Raw genomic sequence first — 25,754 nt, 5'->3', positions numbered from 1 at the left:
CATTGACGGCATTTGCTTATCAAATATTTATAATAGCTTTTCAGTTCCTGATGCGTTTTGCTGGTTTGTTCAGTCATAAAATCAAATTGGGGGTCGAAGGCAGAAAAAGTTTACTGGCCGATTTGGATGTTTCATTTCCAAAGCTGGTAAATGGCAGACCGGTTGCTTGGTTTCATGCAGCATCGTTAGGTGAGTTTGAACAAGGCCGCCCAGTCATAGAAGCATTCAGGGAGCGTTATCCTGACTATTTCATTTTCCTGACATTCTTCTCTCCCTCTGGCTACGAAATCAGAAAAAACTATGCAGGCGCCGATCACATCTGTTATCTTCCTATTGATACAAAAACCAATGCTGCCGAATTTATCCGGATCGTAAAACCCAGGATTGTCTTTTTTATCAAATATGAATTCTGGTTCAATTATCTCCGTGAACTCAGGAAATCGGGAGCATTTATCTATTCATTTTCTACGATTTTCAGACCTGGACAAGTTTTCTTTAAGTGGTATGGCAGTTTTTACAGGAAATTGCTAACGTACTTCGACCACATCTTTGTGCAAAATGAAGAGTCGCTGCAATTACTCAAAAGTATACATATTGACCATTGCTCGCTTGCAGGAGATACCCGTTTCGACAGAGTAAGCGCAATCGCATCCTCTGTCAAGGATCTTCCGCTGGTTGCTGCTTTTAAAGGTGATCGTGTGTGTATGGTGGCTGGATCTGTTTGGGAAGCCGATATGGAAGTACTTATTCCAGCAGTGAATGCGTTGAAAAAACCTGTAAAAATGATCATAGCTCCGCATGAAATCAAAAGTGAAGAGATTGAATCCTGGCGAGGTAAATTATCCGGCTCATCGGTACTTTATTCAGAATTTGTAAAAGGCAATAACCAGGAAGCGGATTATCTTTTTATTGACAACATAGGGATGTTGTCGTCGCTGTACCGGTATGGCGATATGGCTTATATAGGTGGATCATTTGGATCCGGGCTTCATAACATACTGGAAGCCGCTACATTTGGATTGCCGGTAACATTTGGAGATAAAGGATACAGGAAGTTTCAGGAAGCAAAAGATCTTATAGAGGAAGGTGGCGCGGTTGCCGTTTCGAATGTGGAAAACCTTATAAGATTAATTCAAAAATGGTGTGATCCTGTGGTGAGAACTCAAACGGGCGAAATCAGTAAAGCTTATGTGGCGCGACAAATAGGTGCAACTAATATTGTGTTGGCAACCGTGCAAGAAAAATTGGGCTGATGGCGGAGCTTCTAACTTCGCCATCAGTTTATTTTAATTTGAAAATTCCCTTGCAATCAGATGCTCGAATAAGTGAGCCTGTGTTCCCAGAAGTCGGGCGCTTGCGCCCAATTTCGAAATATGTATGGAAAGCGAGTTTTTGAAATCAGACAGACAATATTTATTAATTGCCTGTTCAATAGGATTGGAAATAAATGGCCCGGCTTCTGCTAGCATTCCGCCTACAATAATGACCTCCGGATTGAATAAATGAACTGCCGTAGCCAGCCCTTTACCAAGTTCGGTACCAACCGTGCTAAGCAAATCAATAGAGTACTCATCTCCTGCATGTACCGCTTCAATGATGTGTGAAGTGTCCAGCAGATCCAGATCGTTATTTACAATCTGAGATAAAATGGTGGCACGACCATTTTGGATTTCTTCCTTAGCCTGGCGGATGAGTGCCATAGCGGAGGAAATCGTGTCCAGACAGCCAATCTTCCCGCAGTGGCACAACAAGCCGTCGGGTTTTACCTGAATATGCCCAAGTTCACCAGCAAAACCGGATGTTCCGTTGAACAGCTCTCCATTAACGATAATACCCAAACCAACACCCCAATCTATATTGATTGTAAGAACGTGCGATTTATTCACTGCGAAACCAAAACGGTGTTCGCCGATGGTGGTTGCTTTTGTATCGTTAAACAAATACGTTGGCAAATTAAAATGTTTACCAATATAGGTAGACAGCGATACTCCGCCCTTCGTCAGATTTGGGTATGTCAGGTTGATTCCATGAGAAGTATTGATCAGTCCCGGCATGGCTACACCTATTCCCCAAAGGCTATCCAACGATATATTGTTAAAGCTTAGGAAGTCACTTGTGATATTGAAAAGCTCTTCCAAAAACGACAAAGAGTCATCCAGTCTTATATCAATTTTACGCTTTACTATTAGTTTATTGTGCAGGTTAAATATCACAAGTTGCGTGTCATGGCGATTGATGTCCATGATGAGAGTCAAGTACTTGTCAGGGTTCAAACCGTATAAAACAGGAGGACGCCCGGCGCGCGCAGGACCAGTTCCTGATTCTACGATCCATCCGTCACGTATGAGCTCATTCACTATACCAGTGGCCGACGGAATACTCGCATGGAACATTCGTGCCATCTTATTTATAGACGTGTCACCAGACTGATATAGGTGAAGTAACAAATTACTTCTGACACGATTTTTTCTAATATCTATTACGGAATTGGGCTCTTCAGCAACTAGGTTCATAACATGTAAAGCAATACATTTTCATTTACTAAATATACGGCTATTATTAATATTTCTTAATAATTATATAAAAATGTGAAAAAGTTATCAAAAAGATTGTATAATCTTATTTTAGGTATGTAATCATTTGGCTACTGAAGGAAGAAGGATTATTTATGTTAACTCCTCTGCAATTGAAGCTTTTGACTCTTATCACTACATTGACCTACAATAAAGACACTGTTACTGCTTAAACTACTAATTTTGCGCAGTGTGTTCTCCTTTTAATTTATACTGAAACACCTTAGGAAGGTAAACTTCTGTTATATTCGTTTATTGCATAAAATGTCTATTTTAAAGAATGGTATTAGAAAAAGGGCTAGTCCTGCGTTCAACAGGTTCCTGGTATGAGGTGAGGGATGTCCGCGACGCACATATCTGGCAATGCAGGCTTAAAGGGAAATTCAAGAATCTGGGACTAAAAGTGACCAACCCGCTCGCTGTGGGCGATTATGTGCGTTTTGAGGTAGAGAATGAAACGGAAAATTTCGGTATTATACATGAAATACTTCCAAGGGAAAATTATGTAGTCAGAAGTTCTGTGCACAAAACTGCTCACGCCCATCTTTTGGCCGCCAATGTTGATCAGGCTATACTTATCGCCACGCTGATTTTTCCACGTACTTCATTAGGATTTATAGACCGTTTTTTGGTCGCCATTGAATCGTTCAGGATTCCGGGTGTAATCGTGTTTAACAAACAGGATTTGTTGAATGAGGAAATAAAGGAATTTCAGGATCAACTCATGGAGTTGTATGAGGGGCTGGGCTATACCTGCATGGCTACCGACGCGCTGCATAACGAAGGAATCCAAGAGTTAAAGGATTTACTTAAAGGAAAGGTATCTCTGTTTTCAGGTCATTCCGGTGTAGGGAAATCTACGTTGGTAAATGCAATTTCTCCCGGTCTTTCAATTAAAACGCAGGAAGTATCCACATTTGCTAACAAGGGCGTTCACACCACTACATTTGCAGAAATGTTTGAGTTGGAAAAGGATACTTTTATTATTGATTCACCGGGAATTAAGGAGCTTGGCTTGGCTGACATGAAGCCGGAAGAAATAAGTCATTACTTTCCTGAAATGCGTGACTTGCTTAATCAGTGCCGGTTCAACAATTGTCAGCATATCAATGAACCTGGTTGTGCGGTTAAAGACGCAGTGCAGGATGGACAAATTGCCTTTAGCCGGTATGAAAGTTATCTGAGTATGGTCGGCGGCGGGGATAACAGGAAGTGAAATTAAAATGGAGTGTGGATCATAAATGAAGGCAGATGTTTCGGAATGTTGAACATATCGGGATTGCAGTGAAGGATCTGGCTCAGGCCGAGGATCTTTACTCAAAGCTTTTCAACATCTTACCATATAAGAGAGAAACGGTCGATTCGGAGTCAGTTTCTACCTCATTTTTCCAGATTAATGAAACCAAGATAGAACTTCTTGAAGCTACCAATCCTGACAGCGTAATTGCAAAGTTCATTGAGAAAAAAGGGGAGGGCTTTCATCACATTGCTTATGAGGTAGATGACATTGTAGCTGAAATGGGAAGGCTGCAAAAAGAAGGCTTTATACTATTGAACGACACTCCCAAAAGAGGAGCAGACAACAAACTGGTTTGCTTTCTACATCCTAAAACTACAAATGGCATATTGATTGAACTCTGTCAGGAGATCAATCAATAATGACCAAAGTTGTAAAGGATTAAAACGGAAGACCAACTGCAATGTTTAGCACCAGGTTTTCTTTTCTCCAGGTTTTGCTTCCAAAATTAATTTCCTTGAACACCCAGGGGTTTTTGTAAACAACAGGAGCGTCCGGATCCCATGGTGCGTCCGGATCCGTTTCTATTGGCGTATTGGTATACCACGGTTTGCGGAAAGGAATAGCCAAGTCGAGGCGGAAAATAAGGAATGAGAAATCAAGGCGTAAACCGATACCACCACCAACAGCGACCTGTTTCAGGAAGGTATTTTTATTGAAGACAGATTCTGCTCCATAGCCGTCACCTACGTCACCTTTGTAAGACCATATGTTACCTGCGTCTACAAAAATAGCTCCATTAATAATGTCTGTAAATTTCATTCGTACTTCTGAATTCAATTCGAGCCTGATATCACCAAATGAATTGTAGCCCAATAATCTAACTGACGTCGTGTCTGCATTGTAGGCTCCCGGTCCCAATGAACGTGCACGAAAGGCACGCAAACCTACGCTACCACCAGCGAAGTACTGTTTGAATTGTGGCAATGGCGTATTTCTTGAATTTCCATACGGAATTCCTACACCTCCCACAAAACGGTTGGCCCATTTAATTTTTGAATTGATGGTTCTGTAATACCGCACTTCGCCATCAAATTTGGCAAACTGAAGAATTGGTACACCTAAAAAGTTTTTTGCTTGCGTGATGGATTTAGAATCTTTTTTTCCAAATAAGCTTAACAAGTTTCCACCATAGTCTACTCCTCCAATAAGTATAAACTGATTTTCACTAAATGGTTTTGGTGTGGGTCGGAAGGAAACCGTATAATTGGACCCCATGATAAAATAGCTTGTTTCAACCAAAGTAAGATACCTTTTCTTTTCCAATTCGGGAATACTTGGATCTTCAAGGATCTGTACATATCTCTCAAGATTATTAACCTTTGGGGAGACATAGTTCAACGCAATAGGTGTTAAAGTATGTTCCAGCCTGGAGTTTTTGCTCCATACGTACGACCAGTCTGCCCGAATTGACGTTGTTGTGTAAAAGTCTTTTTGAACTCTATTTTCATAATTTAAAGCCAACACGGTTTTAGGTAGAATTTGGCTTTTCTCTGGACGTACTCTATAAAACGGAATAACAAAACGAGGAAAAGACAAACTTGCCTGGGCACCATATCTAACAAATTCGTTACCGACTCTGTTAGGATTTTCTACTTTGTTTCCACCTAACTGTACGTCGAAACCATAGTATGCACTAAGACTAAGAATTTCTGCGCCTCTGAGGAAATTACGGTTCTTCCAGTTTAGGTTTAGCTCCATCCCTCCAAGGTTATTGGATTTTGTACTGGCACTTACGCTGGTCTGTAATGACTTCTTTTTCATAGGAGCCAGATCGTAACGCACATCCAATAATGCCGAATCGGATCTGGGGACAAGCTCAAAAGTGTTTTTGACAAATTTGAAATTCTGAAAATTTACAAGTCTTGTTACAGATACATCCTGGGTTCTGTTGGTATACAAGTTCCCCTTTCGGAAACCAATTGCGTCATAAAAGATCCGTCGTTTGTAGAGCTCTCCGGGATCTGTTACCTGAATACCTCTGCGACGCGGTTGTCTTAGTGCCGTGCTATCTGCATCAGCGGTTTCTTTTGTTCCTGTATTAACAAAAATATTGTTGATGTAATACTGCTTCAATGCTGTTTGAGCCGTCTCCTTTTTTACTTCCAGGTAAATGTTTACCTGCTGCGGACCTAGTGTTGAATCCTGTCTGTCGATTGTGGAGTCGACCTTTGCAATAACGTAATCCGGGTTGAAATAATAATATCCCTTTCCTTTTAATTCCTGATCGATGCGGGAACGCTCCGCTGTAACCACATCCAGCCGGATGGGGTCTCCTTTTCTTAAATATGTGCTTTTTCTGGCGTTAACGAGATCTTTATTAAATCCGGAGCTATCGGGTACAACGTAATTAACCTGGTTGATAAAATATCTTGGCATTACATATGCTTCGTATTCAGCAGTGGCCGTTTTTTTCTTTGAAACTTTCAGTTTTCCTTTGGCTGAAGATCGGTAATAACCTTCGTTGTCCATGTAGCCCACCATATTGGCGGCATTGATGTCCAACAGGCGCTGTGTAGCAAAAACAGGTGGCTCGCCCAGTTTTTTTCTGAACCAGCTTTTCAACCCGCCTTCATCTTTAGGCTCACCAATAAAATAGTGGAACCAAACTTTCCAGGGAAAACCGAACAAGGTTTTGTTTGGAGTAGGTTTAATGATTGCTTCAAGTCCTTCTTCCAGCCCCGAAACATTGGGTTTGGAAATTGAATCGGGCTGTACCTTCACATTATTGCCAACATAGATACTTTGCCCTTCCGGTACATATTTTTGAACCGAACAGCTGCTCAACGCAATGCATATCACAAAGAAGGCTAATATACTAATTCTCATTTTTTTGCTTTTGGAAAATTTCACGGAACAAATCGTAGTCTGCCGTCACAATAAAACTAACTCCGGTTTCGATAATAAAACCTTCAAGAATGGACTGATATTGATTTTTTCGATAACCACGGAATAAATAGCGTCCGTCTTTACTTAGTGAATAATCAAGCGCAATGTTGTCGAATACCTGAGATGAACTTGGTGTCTGACTTTTGCTTTCGAGCTCAAAGTTTTTACCAACCGATATTTTAAGTCGGTCGCCCATAAATGCCTTGCTCAGTCCTACATTCAAATCCGTACGTGCACCGGCAGCCTGGTCCGTAGTCGAGTTAAGATCGAGATCCAGATTGACACCTTTTACCAGATCCGAAGCCAAATTATTCAGCTGATCGCTGAGAAGCTGACTCACACTCTGGCGGGCAATTGCCTCGGCACTGGAACCAATATTGAAGCCCGATGAGGTTTGCTCTGTGATAAATTTATTGGTGATAAGGAGTGCAAACGCCTGTTTGTTCATTTCAGACGGATTGTTTTTCATATCATTCCAGAACGTCTGATCCGAAAGGCTTTTTTGTACTGTTTGAGATACATCCTTCTGAGGTTGAACATTAAATGTGATGTTCGGAGCTGACAGGTTTCCGGTAATGATAATCTGCACTTCGATAGGGATTTTTCGGTCGCCTTTGTAATTGTTGTCTATTGAGCCCGGATCCACCATTACCTCGTAAACGGCAGTAATGTTCAGATCGGCTTTCATCGGATCTCCCGTCCAGATGAGGTTACTTCCTTTTCTTATTTCAAACTGTCTCTTAAGAATCTGAAGAGTCAGGTCGTAAGATCCTTCGGTCAGGTCATAAGCGCCAATCAAATAAAGCTGGCCATTGGGAGCAACACCTGTATTCAGCTTCGCATTTCCTTTTAGTTGAATATTGTCACCATTGAGCTCATCAATCACCACTTTAAAGTTCGACTTGTCGTCCACATCTATATCCAGAGATATTTCCGATGCGAAATCGACCATGATTTGCTGGGCGGCGGCGGAGTCTGCTTTTACAACTTGTGTGGAATCGCTCATGTCAACAAATTCGATCACACCTTTGCTTGCATCACCTGTTTCGGTGGCCTCATTCGTCATCACAAAGGTGATATCGCTTCCCGGATCCACCTTCACAGTTCCATCTACAACTGACTTGCTTCCTTTTCCTTTTACGGTCAAATTCGCATCAATGGTAGCTTTGCCATAAAACATTTCGTTTTGTTTCTGGGTGGAATTCAAAACAGTGAAATTCTTGGCACCAATGGTCAGATTGTAACCCACATCAGGCAAAGTGGCAATGTTCACATTCCCATTAATTTTCATCTGCTGTTTAAGCGAATCGGAAATAACAAAGTTGTTGAAATTTATGTTCTGCCCGTTGAACTGAATCTTTTGTTTGTCCAGAGAGTACCTTGCACCCAGTTGTGTTACGTTAAAAGCGACATTATCAAAGTCAACAGAACCATCCAGTTTCGGACTGTCAGTCGAACCGGTGATTTTAGTCTTTCCGCTGAGATTGCCTGTTGCTTTCTGCAATTCGCCAAAGCTGAAAGCCTCCACTGTTTCAGCGCTTAACTTCCGTAAATCCATGTTGAAGTTGAGGGCATTTTTTTCGTCTTTTAAATTATAGCTACCTCCCATACGCATGTCGTTTTTATCACTAACAAGCGACATGCCCACACGAATCAGGTTCTCAGTTTCATTGGTAGAGCGCAGACTCAGATTTCCGACTGGTATTTTCATTACAGCCAGATCGTCAATCGTCAGCTCTCCTGTATACACCGGAGAAACCATATAATTGCTCAGTAACACTTTGCCTTTGAGTAAGCCAGTTGCCATGGTAGAGTCGCGGGTAGCGATGGCAATCATAGGTCCGATGGCAATATTATTCATTTGAATATCCAGCGGGCTGTTTGGTTCGGGAGTTGTTGAGTTAATGATCAAAGACTGATTCCCGTCTTTAATCACCAGATTGCTAACAAAAACGCTATCTGTCGCATATTGCACATAGCCGGAAGTGTCTGTTTCCCAATTGCGATAATTGAGAAGCAATTTGTCGCGAAGGTTGAGGCGGTATCTGTTATCCGCAACCAGCAAGTCTCCTTTTAGCGAATGCTGTTCTACCAGAGCCGAATCTCTTACGGTAAAATCAAATTTGAGATCATTATTTACGATATCACTTTCAAGAGATGCATTCTGCATTCTGAATCCGCCGGTATTTACAAGTCCAATGGTGGAGTTTAGCACAGCATTCTGTTGCAGGTTACTGAATTTTACCCTTACGTTTTCTGTACGGATACTGTCATATTCTACAACGGGAATATGCAGGCTCGCTACAATCGAAGAATCTTGCTGGTTGTCGAGTTTTGCTTCAAAACGGATCGGCTTCATTTCTGTGAGCTGCGGAGCTACTATTTTGAAAACCGGGTGGTTGGTTACCGTCGCATCCAGCGTGAAATTGACAGGTTTCGTAACAGGTGTATAGGTGATTCCCGGTGCTTTGAAGTTTTTACTCACTTCGGTGAATAACGCATCCGCAAGTTCGGTATATACAAATTCACCTTCCATTTTCGCTTTCAGGAATGGCGAATCAATAATAGCCTGGCGTTGTCCACTCGAATCCGTAAGGCTCATATTGATATCCGAAACGCCAACTGGTTTGCCATGATGGGTCAGCACCAGATCGGCGATATTAACTGTACCCAATGGGTTTTCAGGATTTGTAGATGGCATATCCACTTTGATATCGCCTTTAATCTGCAAAGAATCCGCATAAAAATTCAGTGCAGTCAGATCAAGGTGATCGATGTTGACATCACCTTTTACAGATGGGAATTCTTTGGAAAGGTCGGCCTGTCCGTCAATGTTTACCTTTATATTGGCGTCATTCATTTTCGCCGAGATATCAGCCAGACCTCGGTCAACTTTTCCGTTTAATGTAAGATTTCTGTACACATAACCCTTAATATCTGCACTTTGAACCGTACCGTTCAAACTTGCCTGCATGCTTTTGGGATCGTATCCAACACCGCTTACATCTGTTGTGAGGGTAAGTTTGCCCATCTCTTCGGGCGGTTGCTTCATCAGTTTACCCAGGTCAAAATCCTGAAAACTTAATGTACCATTGTATTCTGCCTGAATACTGTCGGTGATGTTTTTCAGATTCCCGGCAAATGTACCAATGCCGAAAGAAGTATTGATGGTGGTATTCAGGGTAAGGTTGGCCATTGAACCATTCACTTTTCCTGATATTTTGATCTGTTCCGGTAATTCTATTGAGGCTGGTAATGCGCTGTCCGGAAGCATTTTTAGCAAGTCCTGCTTCGTGGACGACAGCTCGCCAATATTCATGTCCAATGCCAGTTTATCTGCATCAGGCAATCCTCGCACACGTCCGTCGAGGCTTAGCACGGTACCATCCAGCATGGTGAATTTTGTTTTGGAAATAAGCATATTGTCAACGGTCCCTGTTACCAATCCGCTTCCATTAAGTGCTCCGTTGGGTTCTTTATCAAATGGTGGCGTCGTTGCCAGATCGGGTACGAGCAACAACAGGTCGGCAAAAGCAACACGACTGTCGGTCAATTTGAGCCTGATGTTTACTTTGGCAATGTCTTTGGTTAGTTCATCCAGATTTTTGTACCGGAGTACAAGTTCATCCCGGAGGAGCGTATTTGGGGTTTTTAGGAATAAATTTTTCAGATAAGTTTGCTCATTTCCGTAAGCAAAGTTGGTGCGAAACTGATCTATTCTGAATCCGCTTTTATCTCTGAAAGAGCCGGATTTTAGCGCGCCTGCAATGTTTTCAGGCGAGAAGATGAACTCCTGTAAATCGATGTTAAGGTCTTTTATGTCTAAGTGACCATAATCAAGGCCTTTCGGTATTTTTGGAGAATTGAAATCGTCGTAACGCAAGTTGTTATTAACAAGCGCAATTTGGCCGATTTTTACATCCCAGCCAGAAGCTTCATCCGGAGATTTTGACGGGGTTTTTGCTACTTCTTCAGGAGTGGTTGTCGCTTTATCAATTTCTTTGCCCAATTTTTTAGCACCGTTGGTTGCCTTTTTAGCGAACTCAGCATAAGCAGTCATGTTTTCCAGATTGATGTGTTGGATGTCAACATGCTGGCTACCCATAAATATCTTGTTGATCTTTCCTTCCAGTTTGCCAACGGTTACACCATTTTTTAATCCGGAGGTTTCATCGGTGAACACCCAGTCGAACTGGCGAATGTCAATATCTCCCAATTTAAGATCCAGAGAGTCGGCAGGATTTGATGGTGTGGCAGTAGTGTCTGTTTTTAGTGCCGCATACATCCGGAGTTTGGCACCGCTGTTCAGCAGCATCACTTTCGTAGGATGGTATTGAGAAAGTGAAGGATTAAACTTGTCAAACTGAACCGAACCGGAATCGATTTTTGCTTCGGCATCCGTACCTATAACAGCATCTCGGTACGACAAACGGACATCTTTTAGCGCAATCCGATCCAGTCGCATTTCCATCGGTGCGGATGTGGTGTCGACAGGAGCGGGTTCTTCGGGACCGGCAAAGGCATCGACAATAAACTGAAAATTGAAAACGGTATCAGGTAGCGTACGATAAATATTTGCATTTATTCCTTCCAGCTCTACTTTGTTGATTCCTACATTGCCTTTTATCAGACTATACATGTCCAGATCTACATACAGCCTTTTTCCGTATAGCAGCGTATCACCTTTCTGGTCTGCGAAATAGACGCCTTCAAGCATAATCCAGTCGGGTACATCAAAGCGAACCTTTTCAATGTTGAGATTGGTCTTGAGCTTTTTTCTAAGGTATGAGTTAGCCTGGTCGGTCAGGAAATTTTGTCCGGTTGGAGTTTGAATGCCCCATATAAGAACACCTATCAGAATTAATATCGTCAGGAGAATGACCGCCAATACTTTCAATACCTTTTTCATTCCTATAAGTTAAGCCTGGTTCTAAGGTCAATCCAGGCAATTTGCAAACTCATTAATCTAAAAAAACTGGATAGTTATGATTAGATAACTATCCAGCATTAAACGCTTATATTTCTTAACTCTGAATTATCGCTTGAATACCTCGGGAGCGATAGTCTGATTTACATTCAGGCTTGATGTAACAGTTACAGGCTTTTTATCTCTGCTGTTAACTTGTACAATCTTTGTTGGGTAGCTAATTCCGTAAGGCGACTTCACATAGCTGGAATATGTTGATACTGTTTCAACTCCAGCTAATGTTTCACGCTGACGAACTAGTAAACCGGTTGTTGCATCAAAATAAAGATTGTATTTAATTCCTTTACCCTGCATTTCCACATGGTTGGTTGTAACACCATTTACTGCTTCTGTACCTACAGTTGTTGCAATCAGTCCTCTTTTTTGGTAATCAATGAACGGAGCAAGGTTTTCATAAATTTCATACCTCATGTTTTCCTGCTCTGCCTGGCTCAGGTCTTTCACATCAATTTTATTACCAATTGGAACCTTGATCCATCCTTCATTTGGCTTTACACCGTATTCGAAGTTACGTCTCATGATCACTTTGGATTTGTACATGGATTGTTCCGGAATAGATACCGAAACGTTTGCCTCAAATGGTGCAGCCGATGCAGATGCATAGCTTCTTTTCAGGCTGTAAGATTTTATGCCATCCCACAATGCTTTGCCACCAGTAGCTTTATAATAGTTGGCAAATATAGAATCCGCTGGTAGTTTTTGGGCAAAAGTAAGCGTGTGTATTAAAAGCAGTGCGATTGAGATACTTAAGATCTTTTTCATGTTGACTTTGTTTTTATTTTGATTTGTACAATAGTAATACGAATTACACAAGAGTAAGTAATTCTTACAACATTTTTTTAGAGTGTTCTTATTGTACAAAGTTTAAATCAAGCGCCACCGTTAACTTTTGTTAACTTCAAAATTAAAGTAAGCAATAATTATTCCAATACACCCAGAACAGATCGCAGAGGCGAAATATCTTTGCATAATGTAAAATCAGAATACATGAAGTTGTCCAAATGAGGCATGTACTGTAAAAGCAAGAGGGAAACATGAATCGAACCTTCATGTTTCCCTCTAAATATGATTAAACCTTGTTGATTAGGCACCACTGCCACTCCTGCTGGATATTTTACCAAACCTATAATTAAAGCTTAGGTTGATCAATCGGTTGGTTTGCTGCCACAAGGAATTCTGTGAATAAGTCTCTGTGGCTAGCTGGCTTTTATATGCTCGTGAGAGAAATATATCTTGTATGTTGAAAGAAACTGTTGCTTTTTTTTCCAATAAATCCTTTCTAATCCCCATATTGGCAACAAAGACTCCTTCCCTTGTTCCTTGCGCAATGGCTCTGGGGCCTTCATAATTGAGGTAGGCCGATGCTCTGAAATCCATGGGAAGCTTTATGAAGGCGTTCAGATTTCCTGAGTAACTCCAGGTGCGGTTGTCGATCTGCGCCATGGCAGACACCACCTCACTACGGAAAACCCGTCCGCTTCCATTTATCTTTAAAACTTCCCAAACCGTCTTGGAAAAGTCGGTTTCAAACCCATAGGCCATTTCTCTTCCTACGTTGTCGTACCGGCTTAGTGCAATGCCGTTTTCGTCAATGGTCCTGATCCGGGTAATGGCATTGTTGGAATAATCCATAAATAATGAAGGTCCCCAACCGCCGGAAGTTTCATAGCTGGAATAGCCTAATTCTGCCTTATGGGTGAATTCTGGTTTCAGGTCCGGATTACCTGTCTGAATATTACGAGGATCAGAAACGTCGGTAAATGGATTTAGCCAGTCGGCTTCAGGCCTTTGTACCCGACGGCTGTAATTCAGTTTTAATTGTGAAACGTCATTAAACTTTCGCGTAATGGCAAGCGAAGGAACCAATGTCAGGAAATGAACGCCAAACTGACGGTTGCTGCTGATCTGATTAATATCCTGATTGTAATCCGTCACACGCAAGCCAGCTCTGATTCCCCACATGTCCGTTTTCTTGCTGAATGTCATGAAACCGGTGTAGGTCTGATCTTTATAACCGAAAATGTTACTAATCCGGGGATCAAAAACAAATTCCTGATTTTCTGCATTGAGATTATAAAATGAATTGGTGTTGTCGCTGGTATTAAATCGTGACCGTATTCCAACTTCCAGCGTAGCCTTGGGGGTAATTGGCCAGGTGTAATCTGAATTTAAGAACAAAGATCTCCTGTTATTGTTTCGAAGGTTTTTCTGATGACGATCCAGACTGTCGATGTTGCTTTCCTGATCAAAAAAGGAATCATTACCCGATTCTCCCAGGGAATAGTTAGCTGTAAATGAAAACAGCTGATTCTCCTTATCAAACTTTTTCCGGTAGTCGAGACTCATATTCATGCTTTCGCCATTGCCATTGCCCCGATTAATTCTCGTGAATTCTTCTTTTATTGAACCGTCTCCGAAAGTGGTCTGGTTTAGTATATCACTTCTGTTTCCACTGTTATTGCGGGAATAATTTGCTCCAACTTCCAGGGTATTTTTCTCGTTGAAATCGTAATTTAAACCAAGTCTTCCAAAAATGTTTTTGTTGTTATTTTCACCTGTTCCTGTCTGTTGCAGGAACGTGGGCGTTTCGGATATGAAATTTTCGCGGTTCAGGCTTCTTTTGGAATACCTGTTTGTCGACTGCGCGTTTATCGAGGAAGTAAGTCCGAATTTACCGGCTTTGTAATTGACATTCCCTGACGCACTATTGTTCTTTTTGTTACCCAGACTAAGCCTTGCTCCTCCGTTTGTACCTCGTATTTTCACCTTTTTTGTAATGATATCGATAACTCCGGACGCGCCTTCGCCTTCATACTTGGCAGAAGGTGTTGTCATCACCTCAATTCTCTCGATCAGATTGGCAGGGAAAGATTGCAGGATAGTTGGCAAGTCGTTACCATAAAGATTGGAAGGTTTTCCATCAATAAGGACCACCACATTTCCTTTTCCACGCACCTGCGGATTGCCGTTTTCATCCAGAGATACCGCCGGAAGCTTTTCCATGAGATCGCTCACGCTGTTGCTCGAGGCAAGCAGGTCCTGACCAATACTTATGATTTTCTTGTCGATGTCATCCACGATCATGGATTTTTCGGCAGTGATGGTGACTTCGTTCAGTTTTTGCGCTTCCGCAACCATTACGAGCATACCTAAGTCAATCACATTTGCTTCTGTCGCAACGCTTACATTAGGAACAAAGAGGGTTTGATAGCCGATGTTCGTAACCCGAACAATGTAATTGCCGGGCGTTACATTGGGAATGCTAAATACCCCGTTTAAATCGGCAACACTGCCCACCGCAAGAGACGAATCTTTAGCCGCCAGCAAAGCAACCGTAGCAAAACTGACACCGGTATTGTTAGGAGCTTCAACAACTTTGCCGACAAGATTGCCACCAGCGATAGATGACTTTTTTTCGGCAGCGTAGGAGACAGATAGAGCGCTACCCAAAAGGAATAGCGTGACAAGAGGTACAAGAAAAGAGTTACTCTTCACAATCAGGATTTAGGTTATGTTAGGGATTAGGTATGCGGCTAGTATAGTGTAAGGCCAGTCCTTATTGTAGAATGTCCTTACAAATGCATTTTATGATTTTACCGTTATAGGTTGTAACGCACTTTCGATGCAATATAATACATAAAATTACAAGAAAATCAATATACGCAGTATTTTAGTTGGTAAAGTGAGGTTAGCTCGTACGTTTTGAGGAATATTATGGTAGTCTGCGGATTAGCACTTTTCCGGTCTGAGTAGGAGGGACAGATTTTTTGGAGCTGATAATGAAAAATGAGATTCTCTCCTGAAGGTTAATTTTTGCTATTTGATAAAGACAGAATAATTGAGAAAAATGCTGTTTGTGTTATATTTACGTTTATGATAATAAAGAAAACATGGACAAAGGGAAGAGAAAAATTCGGATTTATGAAGATATGAATGGTCCTTATCTGGAATCACTCAAGCAAGGATTAAGTGAATCACCAGAGGTACGTTATCGAAAGTTTTTTGAGGAAAAAATAAGATTCAATAAAATTATGGGCACTCAGAAAGATCCGAATGCCAGACGCACAATCGAGATAAAGGAAGCAACATGGATTTAGAAAATGATATTTTTCTTGATTTTACAAGATGTGCCGAAGTTAAGAAACTAGAGTATATGGTTATTGGCGGTTTTGCGATGTTTCTGAATGGGTTAAATCGTGCCACAAATGATATAGATATTTGGATGAAACCCACTGAGGAGAACGGACAAAGATTAATAGAAGTTTTGCTCTGTATGGGTTACGATGAAGAAGATTTGGGTAAGCTTATCATGATGAAATTTACTGAAAGTCAAGTGTTTGGGCTTAATAATGAATTAGATATACTAACATATGTGCATCACAAATTTGATTTTGATACTCTTTTCACACGCTCACGAAAATTTGAGAATGCTCAAAAGAGTACAATTCATTTTTTACATTTAAATGACCTGCGAGAGTTGAAGATTTTAGCCCGACGTCCACAGGATCTGCGCGATGTAGTTATGATAGATGATTTTTTGGAGATAAAAAACAAAGGTGAATCAGAAATTTGATCAAAAATAAAATCCCAATATCAACCCGTCCCTTTCTACAAACCTTCTATTTTTGCAACATGTATAAATTTCTTGTTGCACCTGTTCTTTTTCTCTTTGACGCAGAGCGCGTTCATTACTTCGTTTGTGAGGTTTTACACCTGGCGTTCAAGATTCCATTTGTTCCGCAGATTTTGCGTTCTCTGTATACCTTTGAGCATCCTGACCTCGTACAGGAAGTTGCTGGTCTGCGGTTTCGTAATCCGGTTGGACTTGCAGCAGGTTTCGATAAAAATGCTGAAATGGTGGATCAACTCGAAGCACTTGGATTTGGTTTTATTGAGATTGGAACGCTTACTCCAAAAGCCCAGCCGGGCAATCCACAACCACGTTTGTTCCGTCTAAAATCAGACAAGGCTCTGATAAACAGAATGGGCTTTAACAACAAAGGAGTTGAGGTAGCGGCAGCAAAACTTCGTCACAGAAAATCCAAAATACTGGTTGGTGGTAATATTGGGAAGAATAAAGATACCCCTAATGATCAGGCGCTTAGTGATTACCTGACCTGTTTCAGAGAACTTTTCGATGTAGTTGATTATTTCGTGGTCAATGTAAGTTCACCCAATACACCGGGACTGCGTGAATTGCAGGAAAAAGAGCCGCTAACGGCGCTCCTTGGTGAATTACAAAAACGCAATAAAGAGAAGTTTTCTCCGAAACCCATTTTCCTTAAAATAGCACCGGATCTTACGAATAGTCAGTTGGATGATATTGTTGAAATTGTGAAAACGAGCGGAATTGCCGGCGTAATTGCAACAAATACAACCATCAGTCGTGAAAATTTAAAGACTTCCGCATCAGAAATTGAAAGTATTGGGGCGGGAGGATTAAGCGGCGAACCACTCGCACATCGCTCGACGGAAGTAATTCGCTACCTTTGCGAGCGATCCGGAAACGCATTTCCTGTGATAGGCGTTGGAGGAATCTCAACACCCGCGCAAGCACTCGAAAAACGCAAAGCAGGAGCAAGCCTGGTGCAATTGTACACAGGTTTTATTTATGAGGGTCCTGGTCTTGCCAGCAGAATATGCAAAGCAATGGTCAGCCGATGATCGACCCATAACTTACCAATCCACTTCACACATTCCAAGCATAATTAGATGGCAGTTAATAAACCCCGGGGAAATACACAACGGCAGCAGGAAGAAAAAGCCACGGGTTCACGTCTCCGTTTTTCGGTTGATTGGGAAGGTATTTTTTCAAGTCCAAAAGGTACGCTTGCGTGGGGTATCTTTTTCATCGTTTTAGGTCTTATCATGGAGGTATCTTTTATCTCCTACATTTTTACCGGCATAAAGGATCAGAGTGTCGTCGATGGCCTGAGTCAGCAGTCGATCAGAGATGCAGGGCGACAAACGCGCAATGTACTCGGGGTGCTTGGGGCAACCATATCACACATTTTTGTTTACCGCTGGTTTGGAATCAGTGCCATTTTAATTCCGATCGTTTCCATTCTCGGCGGTTGGAAAATTGCCTTTAAAAGAGAACCGTACGTACTTAGTAAGATAACCAAAGAAGTAATTTTCTTCCTGATATGGGGTAGTACGCTCATGGGATATGTGATTCTGATGAGCAATCAGGAAAGCAGCCTGAGTTTTATTTCAGGAGGCCTGGGTTATGCCATCAACGTTATTCTGTTCGACTGGCTTAAATGGGGGAGCATCATACCGATACTTTTCGCCTTATTCCTCTTCGCTGTTTATTTCTATGATTTCAGAGATGCAATAGAAACCTGGCAGAGCAGAAACTTTAAACCCGAACCTTTGACTGATACTACTGCCAACGAAACGGACGGCGTTGCGTCGCCGGTTGAGGTGAAAGAAGTAGTGGAGGAAAGTAAATATGTGTCGGTAGTGGACGACACTTATGACGATGTTGAAGAAGATGAGGCAGAGTTAACGGAAGAACTGGAGGAAGCTGAGGCAGAGACACAGGAGGAGGCACAGCCCGAACCGGAACCGCAATTAATTATAGAGGAGCCAGTAATGGTGCCGATACCTGTGAGACCGGTAATTCCTGGTGAGTTGACGTTGGAAGTGGAGGAAACTGTAGTGACCGAAACGGAAGAGCTTGTAGAGGAAGATGTAAACGCGTCCATTTTACGTGAGTTCGGACAGTATGACCCTACACTTGATTTGCCTTCATATCAGTTTCCGGATGTATCACTGATGAATGAAGTCATCGAAAATGCGCACGAAAAAGTATCGCATGATGAACTTGAAGGAAATAAGAAGAGGATTGTAGAGACGCTCGGTAGCTATGGAATCAATATCTCCAAGATTAAAGCAACCATTGGGCCAACGGTGACGCTGTATGAGATCATTCCGGAAGCGGGCGTGCGTATCTCGAAAATCAAAAATCTTGAAGGAGATATCGCACTAAGTTTAGCTGCACTTGGAATTCGTATTATAGCACCAATGCCGGGACGCGGAACGATCGGTATTGAAGTGCCGAACAAGAACCGCGAGACCGTATTCATCAGGTCGGTATTAGCAAACGAGCGTTTCCAGAAGTCTACTTATGACCTTCCGGTGATTTTGGGAAAAACGATTTCGAACGAAATCCACATTGCAGATCTTGCCAAAATGCCTCACTTACTGATGGCCGGAGCTACCGGACAAGGAAAGTCTGTGGGATTGAACGTGATTCTGGCCTCGCTTATCTACAAGAAACACCCGGCCGAGCTGAAATTCGTATTGGTGGATCCGAAGAAAGTGGAACTTACACTGTTCAATAAGCTGGAAAGGCATTTTCTAGCCAAGTTGCCAAACTCTGGTGAAGCGATTATTACGGATACCAAAAAAGTAATTTTTACGCTGAATTCATTATGTATTGAAATGGATTCGCGATATGACTTGCTGAAAGAAGCATCAGTTAGAAACCTGAAAGAATACAACTCCAAGTTTGCGCAGCGCCGGTTGAGCCCCGAAAAGGGGCACCGATTCCTGCCGTATATTGTTCTGGTTATTGATGAGCTTGCCGACCTGATGATGACCGCAGGTAAGGAAGTGGAAACGCCGATTGCCCGTTTGGCCCAGCTTGCCCGTGCTGTCGGTATTCACCTGGTGGTTGCCACGCAGCGTCCTTCCGTAAAAGTTATTACGGGTTTGATCAAGGCCAACTTCCCTGCACGTCTGTCGTTCCGGGTTACTTCCAGTATAGATTCCCGTACCATTCTTGATGCCGGTGGTGCTGAGCAGTTGGTAGGCCAGGGAGATATGTTACTTTCAATTAATTCGGAAGTGATCCGTTTGCAATGTCCGTTTATCGACACCCGGGAAATTGAAGATGTCTGCGATTTCATTGGGTCTCAACGAGGTTACGCCGAAGCTTACGCACTTCCTGAATACGAAGGAGAAGATGGAGCAGAAGGCAAGAGCGAGGTGAATGTGGATGATTTTGACGGTTTGCTTCCCGAAGCAGCACGTTTGATCGTGACGCATCAGCAAGGCAGTACTTCTCTGATCCAGCGCAAAATGAAACTGGGTTACAACCGTGCCGGCCGTATCATGGACCAATTGGAATCGATTGGTGTGGTAGGACCGTTCACAGGTAGTAAAGCCAGAGATGTGATGTTTATGGATTTGGGCGGACTGGAAGATCACTTGCGTAGCATGGGCATCAACTAAGTTTTCCAACAACGTCTCTCCGTTTGTTCAGGGTATATATTAAACCATTCCTTTTCGGGTTGGTCTAAATTTTGTAGTAATCAGATTTTAAAAGCATTTATTTAAATAACCCGCTAAGAACCAAATTGTTCATTATGAAAAAAATAAAAATTTCGATATTTCTTCTGGTCTTTTCAGTTTTGAATATCGTAGCGTCCAATGATGCGGCAGCACAAGGAGATAAAAAATCGACTGCGATTCTGGATGCGATGAGTGCCAAATATCAGAAGATCAAGTCTTTCAAGGCGTTGTTTACCTATGCGCCGGAAGGTGGCAAGGCGCTGAAAGGTGATGTGACTGTGAAGGGTACCAAGTTTCGTCTTAAAATGGCTGGACAGGAAATATACAACGATGGTAAACTCATGGCGACGTACATTAAAGAAACCAACGAAGTGAATTTGCAGGATTTCGATCCTACGGCAACAGGCGACCTGGATCCGACCAAGATTTATTCAGCTTATAAAAAAGGATTTAAGTACGCTTTTCTGAAAGAGGAAAAAGTAGGAAGCCAGGTTGTGGAAGTGGTGGAATTGACTCCCACCAACAAAAATAGCCAGGTAAGTAAGGTGCAAATTCAGGTGAATAAAGCCGATAAATCTATTAATAACTGGAAGATTTTCCAGAAAAGTGGAGACAAGGTAACTTACAAACTGGACCAGTTTCAGCCGGATGTTAATGTGGCAGATACCTTTTTTACCTTCAATGCCAAACAATATCCAGGCGTGGAGGTTGTCGATTTGAGATAAAAGAATTTTTTAAAGATTATAAAAAAATGGGTGTCCGCGTTTGTCGCAGGCACCCATTTTTGGTTTTGATTCAACCATCATTTCTTCTCCTTCGCCTGTTTCAACGCCTGCGTTGTTGTGTAATATTTGGCGATCATGTTTGGTACTTCCCATTCAGGCAGTTTTCCGGCTTTCAGATATTCCATATACTTGTTGGCAACTTGTGCGAAATGCGCTTCGTGGCCATTATCGTATTTTGCAGGAATACTGATTTCCCAGCCAGCTTTGTTTTTCTTCAATTCAATGCCCGGGAATTTGTCCTGAACTGATTTAAAGCTTGCTGCTACCGCGTCTTCATAAACTTTGCCCTTTTCTTTTGTTTCAATGTACAGTACCGGTTTGTATTTCTGATCTTTCCCCTGGCGCACAATCAGGTTCGCTTTAGAGCCTTTCATGATCGAATAATGCGTGTCTCCGGTTCCTTCGGGAGCCTGAAAATTCCAGATCACGGAAACCTTCGCGTGCACACCTTTAAGTGTATAATTCAATTCTCCGTTGGAATATACGTTCAGTGTACTGTCTGTCACATCCTTTTTCAGGAAGTCAGGATAAGTATCACTTTTAGTCACCAGCTTAAACTGCGAGGGAGTGATTTTGGTAGCAGTACGTTTGGTAGAAAGCAGGTTTATGTCGTTTTTATAATCCAAAATGACATTTGGAAAGCAGCTCCACTGAACCAGGTCAACAAGGTGCGTGGTTACATCCACCATTCCTTCACCTTGCTGATTCACGTCAAAAAACCACGACGGACGAACCAGTGCTTCTCCTGAAATGTATTTGAAAAAGTGATGTACACTTTCTTTTACAACAGACGGATCCGTTGGTGTTCCTTTTTGCAGTTCTCCGAAAATATCCGGAAGTGCTGCCAGCTCGCGTTGCAATGTGTTGGTGATCTCGTAACGTTCCGTCATGATATCGTACAGCAGCACCTTGTTTTTCTCAGCACTGGTGAATGCTTCCTGTAATTTATCAAATCCGGCAGCGTCAATAGCCATCGGTTTGTCGGCCAGTACATTCAAACCTGCGTCCACCGATTTCTTGATAAAATCTGTCTTCTTTTGATTATTCCCCGCTAAAACAACGACGTTACCTTTTTTCTCAGATAACATTTTATCCAGGAAATCAGCACCTGTGTATACTTCCTCTTTCCAGCTGGTCGGTTCTTCGGCACGGGTGTTGTACTTGTCGATTTTGTCAAGATATGCCTTCACGTCCGGACCTTCGGAAGCGTAAACGTGCACCACGGAATCAACATCTGCATACATGGACTTTTGTACCAATGCAGCATGAAAATGCCCGGGTTCCACAACAATAAGGCTCAAAGGTTTTTTAGATTCCTGAGACTCTTCCTTCTTTTGACTACATCCCTGGTTCAATGCTAATATGCCTGTTACGGCGATCATAAACAGTTTTCCCTTCATTTGATTTTGATTAAAATTCAGCGGCTAAACGTTAATAACTGGCTGCGGTTACAATTTTACTCTATATTTTTTTGAGAAGATTGAGATTGTTTGACTTCAAATGGATTATCAACTTCTTTCAAAACGAGCCTGTATCCATCATACCCTATTATAAGACGCAACTTTCCCCAGTTTCCCTGAACTGTCCTTGTCAATAAACAAAACTGCATTGGGATGATTTCGCAGAATGGTTGAAGGAAATTCTTCACTGATGCTTTGCATAACCGTATTGAGTACTGCTTCCGCTTTTGTTGTACCCGGAACCATGCAATAAGCAAAACGCGCTTTCATTAAAGCGGTGATCGTGAGGGTGATTGCATCTGTGGGTACATCGTTCAGTGTTTCAAAACATTTATCGTTTACCTGCTGATTACGGCTTGCCAGATCCAGCTCAACTTTCTTGGCTAAAACAGGGTCGTTAAAATCGGCCACATGCGGATCATTAAAAGCAATATGCCCATTTTCTCCAATACCCAGACAAACGATATCAGCAGGAAATTTTTCCAACAAATCCTGATAGCGTTCACATTCCTGATCAATGTCGGTAGCGTTACCGTTTATATAGAAAATAGAACCGGGGTTCACGCTGTCGAATAATTTGACTTTGAGGAAATTGCCAAAATTCTGAGACGCCTCAGCAGAAAGACCAACATATTCGTCCATGTGAAAAGCATTGATCCTTTCCCATGCAATATCTTCCTCAGCTGCCAATGTTGCTAAAAACTCATTTTGTGAAGGTGCGGAAGCAAAAATAATATTTACCTGTTGCTGAACGTCAAGCAATTCACGGACTTTATCAGCCATCATTTTGGCGGCTGTTTCACCCAACTCCTGCCTTGTATCAAACGTGCGTATGAATAAATTATCGACTTTCATATCTGTATATTTAAGTGTGTAGTTCCAGGACGGATTCTACAAATGGATTAACGTTGGTTTTCAGGAGCGGCGTAAATAATACGTCCACCCACAATGGTTTTTTTTACATCAATATTCTGGTCAAAAATGACAATGTCGGCGTCTTTTCCTATGACGATGCTGCCTTTTTTGTTTTCCACATTCATGATCCTGGCAGGTGTAGCTGAAATCATTCTTATGGCATCAAGAAGCGAAACATCTGCCATTTGAATCATGGTTCTTACAAGCCGGTCGGCGGTGGAAACGCTTCCTGCAAATGAGCTGCGATCGGGTAATTTGGCTACGCCGTCTTCTACAATCACTTTCAAGCCTGTATGAAGCGGACCCAGCACACTTTCTCCTTCGGGCATTCCGGCGGCGCGCATGGCGTCGGTGATCAATGCAGTTTTGTCAGCACCTTTGATTTTGTAGATCAGTTTCAGCAGCGGGGCCGGGAGATGCACCCCATCAGCAATAATTTCGACATCCATATCCAGCAGAAATGCACTTTCAATCGTACCTGCAAAACGAAATGCATTGCGGCGAGTAACTCCCGACATGGCCGAATACAGGTGCGTGGCCAGTGTGTAACCATTTTCATAAGCTTCGAGAACTTCTTCATAAATGGCATCGGTATGGGCCACGGCAGCGATTATCCCTTTTTGCCGAAGCCGTTGCCCAAATTTGATAGCACCTGGCAGCTCAGGCGCCGCACTCCACCGCGCTATTGAATCAGAGTAAGCCAATATTTCTTCATATTCTGCCGGGTCAGGATTGCGGATGTAACGTGGATCCTGTGCGCCACGCTGGCTAAGTGCAAAGTAGGGCCCTTCCAGATGCATTCCTAAAAACTGTGCACCGTTGAGGTTATTCTGATGGGCCGTTTTGTAAATATCGAGCGTTTTCAGGAGATCCTCTTTTTCGCTGGTGAGCGTGGTAGGTACCATAGCCGTAGTGCCATAGCGAGCATGTGTTTCAGCAATTTTCAGGAAAGCTTCTTCGGTACCATCCATAAAGTCATATCCACCGCCTCCATGAATGTGCAGGTCGATGAAACCTGGTGATATGTAATTGCCTTTCGCATCGACAACTTCGGAATCCGGAAAGTCCATATCTCCTTGCTGTACGGCAATAATTTTTCCATTATCAACCAAAACGGTTCCATCGGGAATGTACCGATATGGGGTGATGATGGTGCCGTTCGTAATTTTAAGCTTCATAGGAGCTGACTTTTAGCTGCATTTTCGTTCAAAGTTTCACTTGTTAAAATCCCCATTTTCGTATTTTATGGCCTTTTACCGCATAGAAAACCAGGTAAAGATAACAGGGAAACAAAACCCAGTACGCCTGGCGGAGATCGTATTCATCAGCAAAGTGTCCATAGAAAAGTGGCATGATCGCGTTTCCGCATAGCCCCATGATCATAATGGAAGCGCCAAGTTTTGTAAAACGTCCGAGATCGTCCAGGGCTAGCGGCCATATTCCAGCCCATACGAGTGAATTGGCCAGACCAAGTAATACCACAAACCAGATTGAAATGTCTGTCTGATGCCCCAGAAAGGAAAAATCACCTTTTGCAAAAATGATTAGCAGGGTGAATATGGCACCAAGAATTGTACAAATTCTAAGTGCGTTAACCTGACTGATAAATTTGGGGATTACTGTAATTCCGATCAGATAACCGCAAATGGTACAGAATAACGTATATGATGGGAAAACCTTTGCTTCCAGTAAACTGATGTTCATGGAACCGGCATAGCCGATGATCGTATCAATGGCGATAACCTGCGTTCCAACGTGAAGGAAAATGGCCAGTGCCCCCAGTATCAGGTGCGGAAACTGAAAAATACTGGACTTGCCTGCATTCACTGTTGCCAGATTTTCATCTTCATGTTCGGTATCGATTTCGGGTAGGGGGGAGCGGTAAACTAAAATTCCCAGCACAAACAAAAAAATACCCAGCCCAATATACGGATTGATTACCCTTCTCACCAGTTCATCCAGCGCCAGGCTTCTCTCTGCATCCGACATGGTGCTTAGTTGTGCAAACAAATCCGTATCAGTAGGGCGGAGAATGACTGCGGCGAAAACAATAGGAGATAGGATTCCGGCTGCCTTGTTACAAATTCCCATAATACTGATGCGCTGAGCCGCCCGTTCCTTTGGACCCAAAATGGTAATGTAAGGATTGGCGGCGGTTTGCAAAATGGCTAATCCTATACCAATGGTAAACAAACCCAGGAGGAAAATCTCATAGGTACGGCTCAGCGCGGCCGGTACAAAAATGAAAGCGCCCAGCGCCATTGCCCAAAAACCTAACATCATGCCTTTTTTGAAACCAACCGCACGAAGCAGATAGGAAGAAGGCACGGACATTACGAAATAAGCTATGTAAAAAGCAAATGCGACCAGATAAGCCTGAAAGCTTGTCAGCTCGCAGGCGATCTTAAAATACGGGATCAATATGGCATTGACCCAGGAAACAAAACCAAAAATAAAAAACATTACGCCGATCAGAAAGATCGATAATAAAGTCTGAGATTTGGTCAGGCTTTCAACTTTTATAGCAGCTGTTGCTGTTTTCATCGT

Annotated in this window: 17 protein-coding genes; 8 read left to right on the top strand and 9 right to left on the bottom strand. The window is 42.4% G+C overall.

Translation table 11 applies throughout. From position 1 onward, the window contains the following. The first annotated feature begins 2 nt into the window (after positions 1-2). Entirely contained in the window at positions 3-1,253 is a 1,251-nt protein-coding gene (locus tag LZG71_RS15855) for a 3-deoxy-D-manno-octulosonic acid transferase (protein WP_233821948.1), read from the top strand. 33 nt (positions 1,254-1,286) lie between these two features. Here the strand turns inward: LZG71_RS15855 and LZG71_RS15850 are convergent, their stop codons facing one another. Continuing rightward, on the bottom strand, positions 1,287-2,513 hold the full coding sequence (locus LZG71_RS15850) for an ROK family transcriptional regulator (protein WP_255713095.1): 1,227 nt from the start codon (positions 2,511-2,513) through the stop codon (positions 1,287-1,289). A 340-nt stretch (positions 2,514-2,853) separates the two neighbouring features. On the opposite strand from LZG71_RS15850, the gene rsgA reads away from it, so the two are divergent. Continuing rightward, a complete protein-coding gene (rsgA, locus tag LZG71_RS15845; protein WP_233821946.1) occupies positions 2,854-3,789 on the top strand; it encodes a ribosome small subunit-dependent GTPase A in 936 nt (311 codons plus the stop codon). A gap of 35 nt (positions 3,790-3,824) precedes the next feature. Next, complete coding sequence (mce, locus tag LZG71_RS15840; protein ID WP_233821944.1) at positions 3,825-4,232, top strand: methylmalonyl-CoA epimerase; 408 nt, start codon at positions 3,825-3,827, stop codon at positions 4,230-4,232. A 19-nt stretch (positions 4,233-4,251) separates the two neighbouring features. Here the strand turns inward: mce and LZG71_RS15835 are convergent, their stop codons facing one another. From LZG71_RS15835 to LZG71_RS15820, 4 genes are all read right to left on the bottom strand, one after another. Further along, positions 4,252-6,699, bottom strand: a complete 2,448-nt coding sequence (locus tag LZG71_RS15835; RefSeq protein ID WP_233821942.1) for a BamA/TamA family outer membrane protein — start codon at positions 6,697-6,699, stop codon at positions 4,252-4,254. After that, positions 6,689-11,668 carry a translocation/assembly module TamB domain-containing protein gene (locus LZG71_RS15830; protein ID WP_233821941.1) on the bottom strand — a complete coding sequence of 1,660 codons (4,980 nt, stop codon included), beginning with the start codon at positions 11,666-11,668 and terminating at the stop codon, positions 6,689-6,691. The genes LZG71_RS15835 and LZG71_RS15830 overlap by 11 nt, the downstream gene beginning before the upstream one ends. Before the next feature lie 126 nt (positions 11,669-11,794). Beyond that, positions 11,795-12,508, bottom strand: a complete 714-nt coding sequence (locus tag LZG71_RS15825; RefSeq protein ID WP_233821940.1) for a hypothetical protein — start codon at positions 12,506-12,508, stop codon at positions 11,795-11,797. A gap of 321 nt (positions 12,509-12,829) precedes the next feature. Next, entirely contained in the window at positions 12,830-15,241 is a 2,412-nt protein-coding gene (locus LZG71_RS15820) for a TonB-dependent receptor domain-containing protein (protein ID WP_233821939.1), read from the bottom strand. 395 nt (positions 15,242-15,636) lie between these two features. On the opposite strand from LZG71_RS15820, the gene LZG71_RS15815 reads away from it, so the two are divergent. From LZG71_RS15815 to LZG71_RS15795, 5 genes are all read left to right on the top strand, one after another. Next, positions 15,637-15,843, top strand: coding sequence for a hypothetical protein (locus LZG71_RS15815; RefSeq protein ID WP_233821938.1), 207 nt, complete (start codon positions 15,637-15,639; stop codon positions 15,841-15,843). After that, positions 15,834-16,319 (top strand): DUF6036 family nucleotidyltransferase, encoded by a 486-nt coding sequence (locus LZG71_RS15810; protein WP_233821937.1) that lies wholly within the window; start codon positions 15,834-15,836, stop codon positions 16,317-16,319. The genes LZG71_RS15815 and LZG71_RS15810 overlap by 10 nt, the downstream gene beginning before the upstream one ends. Before the next feature lie 59 nt (positions 16,320-16,378). Continuing rightward, positions 16,379-17,410 carry a quinone-dependent dihydroorotate dehydrogenase gene (locus LZG71_RS15805; RefSeq protein WP_233821936.1) on the top strand — a complete coding sequence of 344 codons (1,032 nt, stop codon included), beginning with the start codon at positions 16,379-16,381 and terminating at the stop codon, positions 17,408-17,410. Positions 17,411-17,458: 48 nt separating this feature from the next. Next, positions 17,459-19,987 (top strand): DNA translocase FtsK, encoded by a 2,529-nt coding sequence (locus LZG71_RS15800; RefSeq protein ID WP_233821935.1) that lies wholly within the window; start codon positions 17,459-17,461, stop codon positions 19,985-19,987. A gap of 134 nt (positions 19,988-20,121) precedes the next feature. Next, entirely contained in the window at positions 20,122-20,772 is a 651-nt protein-coding gene (locus LZG71_RS15795; RefSeq protein ID WP_233821934.1) for an outer membrane lipoprotein carrier protein LolA, read from the top strand. Positions 20,773-20,849: 77 nt separating this feature from the next. On the opposite strand, the gene LZG71_RS15790 is transcribed toward LZG71_RS15795, so the two are convergent. From LZG71_RS15790 to LZG71_RS15775, 4 genes are all read right to left on the bottom strand, one after another. Further along, positions 20,850-22,232 (bottom strand): putative oxidoreductase C-terminal domain-containing protein, encoded by a 1,383-nt coding sequence (locus LZG71_RS15790; protein ID WP_233821933.1) that lies wholly within the window; start codon positions 22,230-22,232, stop codon positions 20,850-20,852. A 138-nt stretch (positions 22,233-22,370) separates the two neighbouring features. Then, positions 22,371-23,147: a glucosamine-6-phosphate deaminase gene (locus tag LZG71_RS15785; RefSeq protein ID WP_233821932.1), complete on the bottom strand. Its 777-nt coding sequence runs from the start codon at positions 23,145-23,147 to the stop codon at positions 22,371-22,373. Positions 23,148-23,194: 47 nt separating this feature from the next. After that, positions 23,195-24,385 carry an N-acetylglucosamine-6-phosphate deacetylase gene (gene nagA, locus LZG71_RS15780; protein WP_233821931.1) on the bottom strand — a complete coding sequence of 397 codons (1,191 nt, stop codon included), beginning with the start codon at positions 24,383-24,385 and terminating at the stop codon, positions 23,195-23,197. A gap of 43 nt (positions 24,386-24,428) precedes the next feature. Then, entirely contained in the window at positions 24,429-25,751 is a 1,323-nt protein-coding gene (locus LZG71_RS15775) for a sugar MFS transporter (RefSeq protein WP_233821930.1), read from the bottom strand. Positions 25,752-25,754 lie beyond the last annotated feature (3 nt).

The organism is Dyadobacter sp. CY312, assembly GCF_021390535.1.
Lineage (GTDB): Bacteria > Bacteroidota > Bacteroidia > Cytophagales > Spirosomataceae > Dyadobacter.
This window is presented reverse-complemented; position numbering and strand designations above follow the sequence as displayed.

What these genes read in the sequence shown, in the direction of transcription:
- LZG71_RS15830 (WP_233821941.1), bottom strand. Translation starts at nt 11,668, where the DNA reads ATGAAAAAGGTATTGAAAGTATTGGCGGTCATTCTCCTGACGATATTA.
- mce (WP_233821944.1), top strand. Translation starts at nt 3,825, where the DNA reads ATGTTTCGGAATGTTGAACATATCGGGATTGCAGTGAAGGATCTGGCT.
- LZG71_RS15805 (WP_233821936.1), top strand. Translation starts at nt 16,379, where the DNA reads ATGTATAAATTTCTTGTTGCACCTGTTCTTTTTCTCTTTGACGCAGAG.
- LZG71_RS15785 (WP_233821932.1), bottom strand. Translation starts at nt 23,147, where the DNA reads ATGAAAGTCGATAATTTATTCATACGCACGTTTGATACAAGGCAGGAG.
- LZG71_RS15815 (WP_233821938.1), top strand. Translation starts at nt 15,637, where the DNA reads ATGGACAAAGGGAAGAGAAAAATTCGGATTTATGAAGATATGAATGGT.
- nagA (WP_233821931.1), bottom strand. Translation starts at nt 24,385, where the DNA reads ATGAAGCTTAAAATTACGAACGGCACCATCATCACCCCATATCGGTAC.
- LZG71_RS15795 (WP_233821934.1), top strand. Translation starts at nt 20,122, where the DNA reads ATGAAAAAAATAAAAATTTCGATATTTCTTCTGGTCTTTTCAGTTTTG.
- rsgA (WP_233821946.1), top strand. Translation starts at nt 2,854, where the DNA reads ATGGTATTAGAAAAAGGGCTAGTCCTGCGTTCAACAGGTTCCTGGTAT.
- LZG71_RS15835 (WP_233821942.1), bottom strand. Translation starts at nt 6,699, where the DNA reads ATGAGAATTAGTATATTAGCCTTCTTTGTGATATGCATTGCGTTGAGC.
- LZG71_RS15800 (WP_233821935.1), top strand. Translation starts at nt 17,459, where the DNA reads ATGGCAGTTAATAAACCCCGGGGAAATACACAACGGCAGCAGGAAGAA.
- LZG71_RS15850 (WP_255713095.1), bottom strand. Translation starts at nt 2,513, where the DNA reads ATGAACCTAGTTGCTGAAGAGCCCAATTCCGTAATAGATATTAGAAAA.
- LZG71_RS15790 (WP_233821933.1), bottom strand. Translation starts at nt 22,232, where the DNA reads ATGAAGGGAAAACTGTTTATGATCGCCGTAACAGGCATATTAGCATTG.
- LZG71_RS15825 (WP_233821940.1), bottom strand. Translation starts at nt 12,508, where the DNA reads ATGAAAAAGATCTTAAGTATCTCAATCGCACTGCTTTTAATACACACG.
- LZG71_RS15810 (WP_233821937.1), top strand. Translation starts at nt 15,834, where the DNA reads ATGGATTTAGAAAATGATATTTTTCTTGATTTTACAAGATGTGCCGAA.
- LZG71_RS15775 (WP_233821930.1), bottom strand. Translation starts at nt 25,751, where the DNA reads ATGAAAACAGCAACAGCTGCTATAAAAGTTGAAAGCCTGACCAAATCT.